The 12,448-nt window shown below is 43.3% G+C and carries 11 protein-coding genes and 1 other RNA gene; 2 read left to right on the forward strand and 10 right to left on the reverse strand.

Going from position 1 to position 12,448, the window contains the following annotated elements:
* Window positions 1–354: 354 nt before the first annotated feature.
* Both G6554_RS05550 and G6554_RS05555 read left to right on the forward strand, forming a co-directional pair.
* A complete protein-coding gene (locus tag G6554_RS05550; protein ID WP_166239579.1) occupies window positions 355–1,308 on the forward strand; it encodes an L-lactate dehydrogenase in 954 nt (317 codons plus the stop codon).
* Between the two features lie 34 nt (window positions 1,309–1,342).
* Window positions 1,343–2,566: an MFS transporter gene (locus tag G6554_RS05555; RefSeq protein ID WP_166239581.1), complete on the forward strand. Its 1,224-nt coding sequence runs from the start codon at window positions 1,343–1,345 to the stop codon at window positions 2,564–2,566.
* Window positions 2,567–2,826: 260 nt separating this feature from the next.
* Here the strand turns inward: G6554_RS05555 and ssrA are convergent.
* The 10 genes from ssrA to tpiA all read right to left on the reverse strand — a co-directional run bounded on the left by ssrA (window position 2,827) and on the right by tpiA (window position 12,323).
* Window positions 2,827–3,185, reverse strand: a transfer-messenger RNA (tmRNA) gene (ssrA, locus tag G6554_RS05560).
* 147 nt (window positions 3,186–3,332) lie between these two features.
* Window positions 3,333–3,800, reverse strand: a complete 468-nt coding sequence (gene smpB / locus G6554_RS05565) for an SsrA-binding protein SmpB (RefSeq protein WP_166239583.1) — start codon at window positions 3,798–3,800, stop codon at window positions 3,333–3,335.
* Window positions 3,801–3,894: 94 nt separating this feature from the next.
* The gene (gene rnr, locus G6554_RS05570; RefSeq protein WP_481747909.1) at window positions 3,895–6,240 is read right to left on the reverse strand and encodes a ribonuclease R; all 2,346 of its coding nucleotides are present in this window, start codon (window positions 6,238–6,240) and stop codon (window positions 3,895–3,897) included.
* A 71-nt stretch (window positions 6,241–6,311) separates the two neighbouring features.
* Window positions 6,312–7,058, reverse strand: a complete 747-nt coding sequence (locus tag G6554_RS05575) for an alpha/beta hydrolase (protein WP_166239587.1) — start codon at window positions 7,056–7,058, stop codon at window positions 6,312–6,314.
* A gap of 62 nt (window positions 7,059–7,120) precedes the next feature.
* Entirely contained in the window at window positions 7,121–7,309 is a 189-nt protein-coding gene (locus G6554_RS05580) for a hypothetical protein (RefSeq protein ID WP_166239589.1), read from the reverse strand.
* Between the two features lie 39 nt (window positions 7,310–7,348).
* Window positions 7,349–7,582, reverse strand: coding sequence for a preprotein translocase subunit SecG (secG, locus tag G6554_RS05585; protein WP_166239591.1), 234 nt, complete (start codon window positions 7,580–7,582; stop codon window positions 7,349–7,351).
* 117 nt (window positions 7,583–7,699) lie between these two features.
* Window positions 7,700–8,623: a DUF7916 family protein gene (locus tag G6554_RS05590; protein ID WP_166239594.1), complete on the reverse strand. Its 924-nt coding sequence runs from the start codon at window positions 8,621–8,623 to the stop codon at window positions 7,700–7,702.
* 96 nt (window positions 8,624–8,719) lie between these two features.
* A complete protein-coding gene (gene eno, locus G6554_RS05595) occupies window positions 8,720–10,018 on the reverse strand; it encodes a phosphopyruvate hydratase (protein WP_166239596.1) in 1,299 nt (432 codons plus the stop codon).
* Between the two features lie 18 nt (window positions 10,019–10,036).
* Complete coding sequence (gpmI, locus tag G6554_RS05600) at window positions 10,037–11,569, reverse strand: 2,3-bisphosphoglycerate-independent phosphoglycerate mutase (protein ID WP_166239598.1); 1,533 nt, start codon at window positions 11,567–11,569, stop codon at window positions 10,037–10,039.
* Window positions 11,562–12,323 (reverse strand): triose-phosphate isomerase, encoded by a 762-nt coding sequence (tpiA, locus tag G6554_RS05605; protein WP_166239600.1) that lies wholly within the window; start codon window positions 12,321–12,323, stop codon window positions 11,562–11,564. The genes gpmI and tpiA overlap by 8 nt, the downstream gene beginning before the upstream one ends.
* Window positions 12,324–12,448: the final 125 nt, after the last annotated feature.

Genomic DNA, 12,448 nt, shown 5'->3' on the forward strand with positions numbered 1-12,448 from the left:
TATTACAAATTTCGTAACCTTTTAACATAGAATCGACAAAATAAGACATTAATAGTTACTGGAAACTTCTCTTTTTTCATAGAATTATATAAAAAAGTCTTAGAACCACTTTGTTGGTAAAATAAAAATCGCCTTTTTTGGGTACCTGCCCCTTAAAAAGCCAGTACATTTATGGTATCGCTTACTTGTAAACGCTCCAAAAAGGGACATTTTTTTGTCACATCATCTGTGAAATTATTCACAAACTAGTGATATACTAACCTCATTAAGTTGTTAATAAATAAGGTTCAGTTACCGAGTCTTGCATGTACCATTTTTTATCATACATTCCACCATATAAAGGAGATTACCATCATGGAAAACAGAAATAGAAAAGTGAATCGCGTTGTCTTAATTGGAACAGGGGCAGTAGGCACTAGTTATGCCTATTCAATGATTAATCAAGGTGTTGCCGAAGAACTGGTTCTCATCGATGTGAACGAGGCAAAAGCAGAAGGAGAAGCAATGGATTTGAATCACGGGATTCCATTTGCACCATCCCCCATCAACGTTTGGAACGGTTCATACCAAGATTGTGCTACCGCAGACCTAGTCGTCATTACTGCGGGGTTAGCGCAAAAGCCTGGGGAAACCCGCTTACAATTGGTAGAAAAGAACACACAAATTTTCAAACAAATTGTTAAAAGCATTATGGCTAGTGGATTTGACGGTATCTTCTTGGTTGCAACAAACCCTGTCGACATCTTAACCTATGTAACCTGGAAAGAATCTGGCCTTCCAAAAGAACGTGTCATCGGTTCCGGAACCGTATTAGATTCTGCCCGCCTTCGCTTTCAGCTTGGCAAACATTTCAACATGGATACACGAAATGTGCATGCTTATATCATTGGTGAACACGGAGATACAGAACTTCCGGTATGGAGCCGTGCTTCAGTCGGTGTGGAAAGATTGGAAGAACTTGCAGCTGGCAAGGGCGACATAAACACAGAATGCTTAGAAAAGATCTTCGTTAACGTCCGTGACGCAGCGTACCATATCATTGAGCGAAAAGGCGCAACCTTCTATGGCATTGGCATGTCCCTTGTTCGCATTACGAAAGCAATTTTAAATAATGAAAACTGTATCCTAACCGTTTCCGCTTATCTAGATGGACAATATGGACAACATGATGTCTTTATCGGAGTTCCTGTAGTCATTAACCGCGGCGGAATCCGTGAAGTCCTTGAAATTCAACTAAATGAAAAAGAAATAAAGCAATTTAACCACTCTGTGAACATCCTAAAAGAAACGATGAAACCTGTACTTTAGTATAAAATACGATCCTTGAAAGCAGATGAACAGGATGAAAACAATCAATCATACAAAAAAGGGTTATTTTATGATGGCTGTTTTATGGCTCGCCTATGTAACCTTTGCCATGAACTGGGTCGCTGGTTCCTCTTTAACACCGCAAATCACTGAAACCTTTTTTGGTGGACCGGTGGATCCCATTATTTCTCAACTTGTGAATTATTCGATTACCACGGCACGCGTCTTTGCCAATATCCTAGCAGCGATCGTGCTCATGAAATGTGGGCCCCGAAAAGCAGCGGGGATGGCGATTGGTCTTCTGATGATGGGGCTGGTCGCGATCTATCTGCCCAATTACTGGGCCTATACCGTTGCACGGATGGTTATGGCCGTTGGGGGCTCGATGGTCATTGTCTATATGAACCCTGTTGTTGCACACTATGTTAAAAATTCACAAGTAAAGCTGCGCATTAATGCCGCCAACACGGTCGCCTATAATGCCGGAGCCTTTATTGTCGCCGTCTTATTTACGGTTTTTGCTAAGCAAATGGTCAGCAATTGGCGGATAACGTTAACGTTCTTTGCCTCGTTAACCATCATATTTTTCATCGCATGGCTTTGGAAAGCAGAAACCTTTGAAACACAAGAAACGGACGGCACTGCCGAAAAGTATGGCTATAAAGATGCGCTCAAGGACGGATTCCTTTGGCGCTATGGCCTTGCGTTTGCTTCCTTTCTAACATTGTATGTATTATCGCTGGTCAGTTTTAAAGCGATTTTTGATCAATTTACATTATTAAATGGTTCTGTGACAAACCTGTTGATCTCTGGTTTTGGGATTTTAGGGACATTTGCAGGGATTCGGATTGGAAATAAAGGGGTACGGCGCAAGCCCATTCTACTATTCTCAGGGATTGTCATGGTTGGGACGTTTGCTCTGGCGATTATATTTGCGAACAAAGTTCCGCTAGTATCCTACCTGCTCATTTCGATTTCGGGGTTTGCCATGTATATTCAATACCCCATCTTTTTGAACTTGCCCCATGAGTTGAAAGGGATGACGCCACAAAAATTGACGATTATGTTCGGCCTATTTTGGGCGATTGCCTATGCGGGCCAGACGATTGCGACGATTGCCTGGAGCTTTATTTTAGGACATTCCGGCTACACTCCGGCGATGGTTTTCTTTATCGCTGCCTCCAGTTTGTACATCTTCCTTGTGGCCACCTTCCCAGAAACAAGGAAAAAGGAAGCAGCCTTGTTGAAAGCTGCGTGAGTAAAGTAAAATCCTTAACTTGAAAAGTTTAAGAAAGAAGGGTGTACATGATACATCCTTCTTAACTCATTTCATCAAAATAAGAGTGGATAAAAAAAGAAACCGTGCCTTATGGATACTTGAAAATTATGAAAAGGTTACACCAAGGAACGGAAAATATAACCCAGAATTTCTAAAAAAGAAAATTTCATTCGAAGATACCTTTTTTAAAATATAAAAAAGACCAGCATTCTCTGCTGATCTTGATATCCACCTATGTATGGTGGAGACGGCGGGAATCGAACCCGCGTCCAAAGATATCGCCACTTAAGCATCTACGAGTGTAGTCGATATATTGGTATTTCGCTGAATCTTCTGCCTATCGACCGGCGTCCGGTCAGCTAGCCTGGTTGTTCTCTTCCTTCATCCTCAGGCGGTGGAATCCAGCGTAGCCTACTAAGAGTGAGTCCGCTACCCTACCACATAGGCAATGGAGGGGCGAACAGCTATGCAGTTATTAAGCTGCGAAAGCTAGGTTGTTGTTAGTTTTGCCAGTTATGGCTTTGACGTTTTAACGAGGCCGATCCCCTCGACTCGCAACCTAAGCTCAAACTACCCCTGTCGAATCCGTAGCGTCCCCATGATAAAAATGAAGCTAGAACGTTAGGATGCTCAACACTGTCCCTGAGCAAAAGTTTCTGTCGCAACTTGGCGACAAACTTATTATACCACACCTACAGCAAATTTCAATTGTAATTATTTGTAAGATACCTCTTTTGACTGAACCTTACATTTTCTGACGATCGCGGAAGGCACGTTCAATTTCGCGCTTCGCTTCTTTTTGCTTCAAGGATTCACGCTTGTCATAATTCTTTTTACCCTTTGCCAAACCAATTAAAACCTTACAGAAACCATTTTTTAAATAAAGCTTTAATGGAACAAGGGCATACCCCGCCTCTTTCGTTTCTCCAAGCAGCTTACTGATTTCTCGCTTATGAAGCAATAACTTACGTGTTCGCAAGGGGTCATGATTAAAAATATTGCCCTGTTCATACGGACTGACATGCATCCCAAACAGAATCGCCTCGCCATTTTGAATCCGTGCATAGGCATCCTTAAGATTCACTTTTCCCGCACGAATCGACTTGATTTCTGTCCCCTGCAAGACGATACCGGCTTCGTACGTTTCTTCAATAAAATAATCATGGTAAGCCTTTTTGTTTTGCGCGACTACTTTTCCTGCACCTTTTGGCATAATTTTCACCTCAATCTATAGATTTTATTTTAGCAAAAAATATATGCTACTACAATTGAAAGAGAGCCTCCGAAGAAAGGCTCCCCCTAAATAATTATTTATTTTTACGCTTCGTGCTTTTCGATTTAGGCACGTTATCGTAAAATTTACGTTTCTTTTTCTTTTTGTTGCCCTGGCCGCTGCCAGATTCGGATTTTTGATTTCCTTCTTGGCCAGATTTACGGCTTTTGTTTCGACCCTGACCACTACCACCGTCACCCTGCTGCTTATTGCGGCGCGGCTTATGTGTATCGCTGCCCGTTTTAAAAACCTTCGGTGTCTCAGAACGTTCCCTGCGAGGTGTTCCCTTCATGCCGACGATTTCAAAATCAATCGAGCGCTCGTCTTTATTGACTTTTACCACTCGAACGGTGATTTCATCACCAATTCGGAACACATTGCCGGTTCGCTCACCAATCATCGCCAAATGGCGCTCATCATAACGATAATAATCATCGGTCATATAGCTGACATGGACTAGACCTTCAATGGTATTCGGCAGCTCGACAAACATCCCAAAGTTTGTCACAGAGCTGACAATGCCGTCATACTCAACACCAACCTTGTCCTCCATGTACTCCGCTTTCTTCAATTCATCGGTTTCACGTTCGGCATCAACGGAACGGCGCTCCATTTTTGAAGAATGCGTAGCAATCTCAGGTAGGCGCACATTCCATTTTTCCCTTGTCGTCTCATCAAGCTTGCCCTCAATTAGATAGGTCCGGATTAAGCGGTGGACAATCGTATCGGGATAACGGCGAATCGGCGAGGTAAAATGGGTATAGAATTCCGTTGATAGCCCGAAATGTCCAAGGCTCTCCGGATCATATTTAGCCTGCTGCATCGAGCGGAGCATTACTTTCGATACCACCATTTCCTCAGGCTTGCCTTGAACCTCTTCAATGATTTCCTGAAGGGCCTTTGGATGGACATCATTGGCGGTTCCTTTCACAATGTAACCGAAGTTAGTGATAAACTCGAAAAATCTCCTTAGCTTATCTTCCTTCGGATCCTCGTGAATTCGGTAAATGAACGGAACATCCATCCAGTGGAAATGTTCAGCAACTGTCTCATTGGCGGCAAGCATGAACTCTTCGATTAATTTCTCCGCTACCGAACGCTCACGAAGAACCACATCTGTTGGCTTGCCCTCTTCGTCAACCAATACCTTTGATTCTTTAAAATCAAAGTCAATTGCCCCGCGCTTCATCCGTTTATTGCGCAGGATTGCGGCGAGTTCTTCCATCAATTCAAACATTGGGACAAGCGGTTCGTATCTCTTGCGTGTTTCTTCTTCTTTTTCAACAAGAATCAGATTGACAGCATGATACGTCATCCGCTCGGTTGTTTTAATCACGCTTTGAAAAATTTCATGGGAGACGACAGCGCCATCAGATGAAATTTCCATTTCACATGATAAAACAAGGCGATCCACCTTTGGATTTAACGAACAAATCCCGTTGGATAGACGGTGCGGAATCATTGGAATCACTCGGTCTACTAAATAAACACTTGTGGCCCGTTCCTCCGCCTCAAGGTCAATGGGCGTGCCTTCTTTTACATAATAGCTGACATCGGCAATATGGACGCCTAGCTTATAGTGACCGTTTTCAAGCTTCGTCACAGTTACCGCATCATCAAGGTCCTTCGCATCCGCGCCGTCAATCGTGACAATCGTTTCGTTCCGCAAGTCACGGCGATTCGCTAATTCACTTTCGTCAATGGTCTCAGGTGTATCGTTTGCTTGCTTTAATACGTCATCAGGGAAAGCCATCGGTAATCCATGCTTATGTATGACAGAGAGTATATCCACGCCTGGGTCATTTTTATGGCCAAGAATCGTGATGACTTCCCCTTCGGCACTTTTTCGCCCCTCAGGATAGGTAACAAGCTTAACGACGACCTTATGCCCTTCAACCGCCCCTTTAGAAGCCGATTTTGGGATGAAAATATCACTAGCAAACTTTTTATCATCGGGAATCACAAAGCCAAAGCTCTTACTTTCAACATACGTTCCGACAACTTGCTGAACGCCGCGTTCAATAATGCGGATAATCGTGCCTTCCCGGCGCTGGCCGGAAGTTTCAGATGAAACGCGTGCCAAAACGATGTCGCCATGCATGGCCGTATTGGTTTCGTTGGGTGGAATAAAAATGTCATCCATTCCAGGCTCATCAGGAACGACAAAGGCAAAACCTTTCGCATGACCAATCAGCTTTCCGCGAATTAAGTTCATTTTTTGCGGCAGACCGTAACGGTTGCTGCGGGTGCGAACCACGAGACCCTTTTCTTCCATTTGCACAAGGGCCTTAACAAACTCTTTAAAGTCACTGGAGTCCTGGATGCCAAATGCTGCTTCCAGCTCTTGAACTGTCAATGGTTTGTATGCCTCTTCCTTCATATATTGCAAAAGCCTGTCAATATGCTTTTGTATGTTTTCTTCCAAACTAATCCCTCCTTAGGGGTGTTCTGTTAATCGTGCCAGTCAAGCTTTTCTAAAAAGGCATAAACGTCCTCGTGCAACTGATCCCGCTCTTTATCGAGCGTGATGACGTGCCCCGATTCCTCATACCATTTAATTTCCTTTTTGACTGACTCTATTGTTTCATAAATAATGTTGGCACTTTCTGTGTTAATCATCTTATCGTTGCGGGCCTGAACGACAAATGTCGGAGCATAGATCATATCGACATTTTCACGAACGTCCACGATTAATTGCTGCAGTGCCTTTAATGTTTTCATCGGTGTCTTTTTAAACTGATTCATTTCCATTTCGATTTGCTCGTCTGTTTTTCCTTCATATTTCTTAAATTCACGGGCATAATCAAGAATTCCCTGATACATTCTTTCTTCACTTTTTATATACATCGGGGCGCACATTGGCACAATGGCTTTTATAGGTACAGTGTAACCCAATTTAAGGGAAAAAACACCGCCAAGTGAGAGTCCGGCAACAGCAATTTCTTCGTGGCCTTTATTTTTTAAAAAATGGTAGCCATTTATGACGTCCTGCCACCAGTCTTCAGGGCCTGTGTGGACAAGTTCTTCCGGAGGTACTCCATGTCCTTTGTAGTGAGGGGCATGGCAGGTGTACCCTTTTTTTTCGAGGTAGCGTCCGAGCATCCGGACATCTGCAGAATTTCCGGTAAAACCGTGGAGCAAGAGAACGGCTCGTTTGCCCCCTTCAAAGGTAAATGGCTTTGGTGTCGTGACTTTCATGTAAAAAACTCCTTTTGATTCAATTCGCTTCTATTAGTTTAAGCAAAGTGATGATGAACATGCTAGAAAAAAGGCTTGTGGCGGCGAAGTTCAATTAAATTTAGTTGGATTCCGCCAAAATTGGGTGTGATTCCGCCAAGTTGAGTTGAAATTCCGCCAAACCATGAATTTATTCCGCCAAACTGGGCTGGAATTCCGCCAAACTTCGGATTTATTCCGCCAACGGCGAATTTCCCCGCACAAAACAGCAAAAAACCCGGCGCCTTGGCCGGGTTTTGACTAAACTACTATTAGATTTTAAAGTAAGTAACTGCAAGAGCAAGGATAAAGAATAATACTGATAAAACAATCGTGATCCGATGTAGAATCAGGTCAATTCCTCGTGCTTTTTGCTTACCGAAAAGGGTTTCAGCTCCACCTGAAATGGCACCGGATAGACCAGCGCTCTTACCGGATTGAAGTAATACAACCGCAATAAGACCAATACTTACGATTACTAATAATGTTACGACAAATGCATGCATGAAGGCCACCTCCTGTTAGACGAACATTTCACAGTATATTAAATTTACCATATTATTTGACTTTAAACAATAGAGTGTTTGTGACAGGTTATGGAATGGCGGTGTACACCTAGAAACTTATCGTAAAATAGACGATGCCATTCTTACATATGTATGTCTTTTTCCTCTTACGACAATCGAGTAAGCGGTAATATTTTCAGGGATCGCCATTCCCGCCGCCCCGGCATCACCAATATGGAATAAATCCGCCCCTGCCATCTTGCTGTTTAGAGCAATTTGCTTAATCGTTGCTTCGTCGGCACCTTCCTGGCTTGTTCCCGTTGTCAAAATCGCCATGGCCCCCTTTTCGTGAACAATATCTACAAGCCTGGCTGTTTTTTCTACGGTAAAGCCCGGCACGGTTCCGGGAGATGGAATAAGGATGATGTCTGCTCCCGCTTCAATAAAACCATGCAAGGTTTCGGTTGACATCAGACTGCCGCCAACCTCGCCGGCAACACCGGCGCTATGCATTTTTCCTGCAATGATTAAGCCGTCTTCACCGAATACCTCACGGGCCGTCTTAATGGCTTTAGTAATTTCAGCATTGGAGACCCCTGTTTTCGGATTTCCAGTTAAGCAGACGAAATCAAAGCCGAGTTCTTTTGCCTTTTGCAGTGATTTTTCCGTTGCCAGCCTTCCCTCTGGAAGTTCAAGCAAAGTCTCGACTCGCTCGGCATCTACATCAACCGGCTCTAAATTAAGACCAATCGGACGACCGACCAGTTTTTTCAATGTGCGGACAATGGAAATGGTGTCAGGCACCACGTCCGTTAGACCTTCTATCGATGGGTTAAACACGTCAAAGAAGTTTAATAAAATGAGGTCAGCCCCAAATGCGGCAGCCATTTCTGCATTGGTTACAGCCGGATAATAAGGGGTCACCGCACCGATCACCTCGGCTACAATCGTTCTCCCTTCAGAGGCAAGTATGGATTGTTTCAACTCTCGTCCGGTCATTTTTTCAAAATCAGCTGCGGTACAATCTAATAAACGTATCATACGATTCAGCTCCTATAGTAATATTTTCCTTATCACCAAAATACCACAAAAAAGCACCCTACAACAGCTGTAGGGTGCCTTACAATAGGTCAGAAATTATTTACTTAAGTTATAGAAAGACTTAAGACCGTTGTATTGAGATGTTTCACCTAATTGATCTTCGATACGAAGCAATTGGTTGTATTTCGCTACGCGGTCTGTACGTGATGGCGCACCAGTTTTGATTTGACCAGCGTTAGTTGCAACAGCGATATCAGCGATTGTGTTATCTTCTGTTTCACCAGAACGGTGGGAAATAACGGCAGTGTAGCCAGCGCGTTTTGCCATTTCGATGGCATCAAATGTTTCAGTTAATGTACCGATTTGGTTTACTTTGATTAGGATGGAGTTGCCAATACCTTTTTCGATACCCTCAGCAAGTTTTTTAGTATTGGTAACAAATAAATCGTCACCTACTAATTGAACTTTTTTGCCAAGACGCTCTGTTAAAAGTTTGTGGCCTTCCCAGTCGTTCTCGTCTAAGCCGTCTTCGATCGAGATGATTGGGTATTTATTCGCAAGCTCTTCGTACCAATCAACCATTTCTGCAGATGTTTTTACAACACCTTCGCCTGCAAGATGGTATTTGCCGTCTTCTTTGTTGTAGAACTCAGAAGATGCTGCATCCATGGCTAAGAATACTTCTTCACCAGGCTTGTAGCCGGCTTTTTCGATTGCTTCTACAATCGTTTGTAGGGCTTCTTCGTTTGAACCTAAGTTTGGCGCAAAGCCGCCTTCGTCACCAACAGCCGTGTTAAGGCCTTTGCCTTTAAGAACTGTTTTTAATGTATGGAAAATTTCTGCACCCATGCGAAGTGCTTCTTTAAAGCTTGGCGCACCTACAGGCATGATCATGAATTCTTGAATATCCACGTTGTTGTCCGCATGCTCACCACCGTTAACGATGTTCATCATTGGCACTGGAAGCTGCTTAGAATTGAACCCGCCAAGGTATTGGTATAAAGGAATATCTAGGTAGTTTGCTGCTGCATGAGCAACTGCCATCGACACACCAAGGATGGCGTTAGCGCCTAATTTGCCTTTGTTATCTGTTCCATCAAGCTCGATTAACGCTTGGTCAACTGCCACTTGGTCAAGAACGCTGTATTCTTCACCAACAAGATGTGGAGCAATAATTTCATTTACATTGTCAACGGCTTTAAGAACACCTTTGCCAAGGTAACGTCCTTTGTCGCCGTCGCGAAGTTCAACTGCTTCATATTCACCTGTTGAAGCGCCGCTTGGTACTAACGCGCGTCCGAAAGCACCTGATTCTGTAAATACTTCTACCTCAACGGTTGGGTTACCGCGGGAGTCTAATACTTCACGAGCGTATACATCTGCAATAAATGGCATTTAAATCTCTCCTTAGAATTATTTAATTAATGTTTTTCCAGTCATTTCGGCTGGTTGCTGTAGCTTTAATAAATCTAGCATAGTTGGGGCTAAATCACCAAGAATTCCACCTTCACGTAATTCCACACCTTGTTTTGTAACAATAACCGGTACAGGATTCGTTGTGTGTGCAGTCATGGGTTCACCTTCAAGGGTAATGACTTCGTCGGCATTTCCGTGGTCTGCCGTAATAATGGCTGATCCGCCTTTTTCAAGGATTAGGTCAACGATTTTTCCTAAACATTCATCCACTGTTTCGATCGCCTTAATCGTTGGCTCAAGCTTACCTGAATGTCCGACCATATCAGGGTTTGCAAAATTTAAGATAATGGCATCCACTTTATCATTCTGTATTTCATTCATCAATGCTTCCGTTACTTCATACGCACTCATTTCCGGTTGAAGATCGTAAGTAGCAACCTTTGGTGAGTTGATTAAAATCCGCTCCTCACCAGGAAACTTCGCCTCACGACCACCGCTCATAAAGAAGGTTACATGTGGATATTTCTCTGTTTCAGCGATTCTAAGCTGCTTTAAATTATTTTGCGACAATACTTCACCTAACGTGTTGTCCAAATTAGTTGGTTTGAAGGCAACATAGCCATCTACGGACTCGCTGAAATGGGTTAAACAGACAAAGTATAGATCCTTTGGATGTTTTGGCCCGCGGTCAAAGTCACGGAAATCTGCGTTTGTAAATGTATTGGAAATCTGAATGGCCCTGTCCGGACGGAAATTATAAAAAATAACGGCGTCGTTATCTTGAATAGTTGCCACTGGCTGCCCATCTTCTTTTGTAATCACAGATGGAATCACGAATTCGTCAAAAATTCCATGCTGGTAAGAATCCTCTACTACTTCCAATGGATTCGTATAGGAAGGACCTTCACCATACACCATCGAACGGTATGATTTTTCCACACGCTCCCAGCGCTTATCCCGATCCATCGAGTAATAACGTCCAGAGACTGTTGCGAATTCGCCTACTCCGTATTCTTTCATTTTATCCAGTGTTTGCTGAATGTATTTTGCTGCTGTTTTCGGACCGACATCACGTCCATCAAGGAATGCGTGCACATATACTTTTTCCACGCCTTCTTCCTTCGCAAGCTTTAAAAGCGCAAACATGTGTTGAATATGGCTATGAACCCCACCGTCAGATAGTAAACCAAACAAGTGAAGCGCAGTCCCGTTCTTTTTCACATGCTCCATGGCCCCTGTAAAGGTTTCATTTTTTTCAAATTCACCTTCACGAATGGCGATATTTACGCGAGTTAAGCTTTGGTACACGATCCGGCCGGCTCCGATGTTCAAGTGTCCAACCTCAGAGTTTCCCATTTGGCCTTCAGGAAGACCAACTGCTTCACCAGAAGCAGTTAAATGGGAATGCGGAAAGTTGCTCCAGAAACGGTCAAAGTTAGGCTTTTTTGATTGTGCAACTGCATTTCCTTTTGTTTCGCCTCTGCATCCAAAACCATCAAGGATGATGAGGGCAACCGGAGATTTACTCATACTGACCTGCCTCCAGTAGCTTTAAAAAGGATTGTGCTTCAAGGCTTGCTCCGCCCACTAATGCACCATCAATATCCGGTTGTGCCATGTATTCTTTAATATTATCCGGCTTCACACTGCCGCCGTATTGAATTCTTACGGCATCTGCCACATCTTGTGAAAAGGCCTGCGCAACCACCTGGCGGATATGGGCACAAACATCATTTGCATCTTTAGATGTCGATGATTTGCCTGTACCGATGGCCCAGATTGGTTCATAAGCAATGATTGTTTGTTTTACTTGTTCATCAGTTAATCCAGCTAATGCTTTGGCCACTTGATCGCCAACTAATTGATTGGTTTCGCCATTTTCGCGCTGTTCTAACGTTTCTCCGCAGCAAACGATTGGGGTTAGGTTGTAATTAAATGCCGCAAGTGCCTTTTTGTTAACAGATTCATCTGTTTCATTAAACATTTCGCGTCGTTCTGAGTGTCCGATAATGACATATTGAACGCCAAGATCAGCCAAGGCTGTAGGACTGATTTCTCCTGTAAACGCTCCTGATTCTTCAAAGTGCATATTTTGAGCACCGATTTTTACATTGCTGCCTTGTGCAGTTTCCACAAGGGTTTGTAAAAATAATGCCGGTGCGCAAATGACAGATTCCATTTTTTCTGTAGCTGGAACAAGACTTTTTACTTCTTCTGCAAAGCTTTTGGCTTCCGCTAATGTTTTGTTCATTTTCCAGTTACCTGCAATGATTGGTTTACGCATGGGTGGCACATCCTTTCTTGAAAAGTGTAATTTGTTCATATCTTGATGAACTATGTTCATAACCTACAGAACTTTGTTCATAACTTGAAAACTTTGTTCATAACGAGTAAATATTTGTCTATAAA

The organism is Bacillus sp. MM2020_4 (assembly GCF_011250555.1).
GTDB lineage: Bacteria > Bacillota > Bacilli > Bacillales > Cytobacillaceae > Neobacillus.

Bases quoted from the DNA above. Each gene is read 5' to 3' on its own strand.
- G6554_RS05575 (WP_166239587.1), bottom strand. From the start codon at position 7,058: ATGAAAGTCACGACACCAAAGCCATTTACCTTTGAAGGGGGCAAACGA.
- tpiA (WP_166239600.1), bottom strand. From the start codon at position 12,323: ATGCGTAAACCAATCATTGCAGGTAACTGGAAAATGAACAAAACATTA.
- G6554_RS05590 (WP_166239594.1), bottom strand. From the start codon at position 8,623: ATGATACGTTTATTAGATTGTACCGCAGCTGATTTTGAAAAAATGACC.
- eno (WP_166239596.1), bottom strand. From the start codon at position 10,018: ATGCCATTTATTGCAGATGTATACGCTCGTGAAGTATTAGACTCCCGC.
- gpmI (WP_166239598.1), bottom strand. From the start codon at position 11,569: ATGAGTAAATCTCCGGTTGCCCTCATCATCCTTGATGGTTTTGGATGC.
- rnr (WP_481747909.1), bottom strand. From the start codon at position 6,240: ATGAAGGAAGAGGCATACAAACCATTGACAGTTCAAGAGCTGGAAGCA.
- G6554_RS05555 (WP_166239581.1), top strand. From the start codon at position 1,343: ATGAAAACAATCAATCATACAAAAAAGGGTTATTTTATGATGGCTGTT.
- smpB (WP_166239583.1), bottom strand. From the start codon at position 3,800: ATGCCAAAAGGTGCAGGAAAAGTAGTCGCGCAAAACAAAAAGGCTTAC.
- G6554_RS05550 (WP_166239579.1), top strand. From the start codon at position 355: ATGGAAAACAGAAATAGAAAAGTGAATCGCGTTGTCTTAATTGGAACA.
- secG (WP_166239591.1), bottom strand. From the start codon at position 7,582: ATGCATGCATTTGTCGTAACATTATTAGTAATCGTAAGTATTGGTCTT.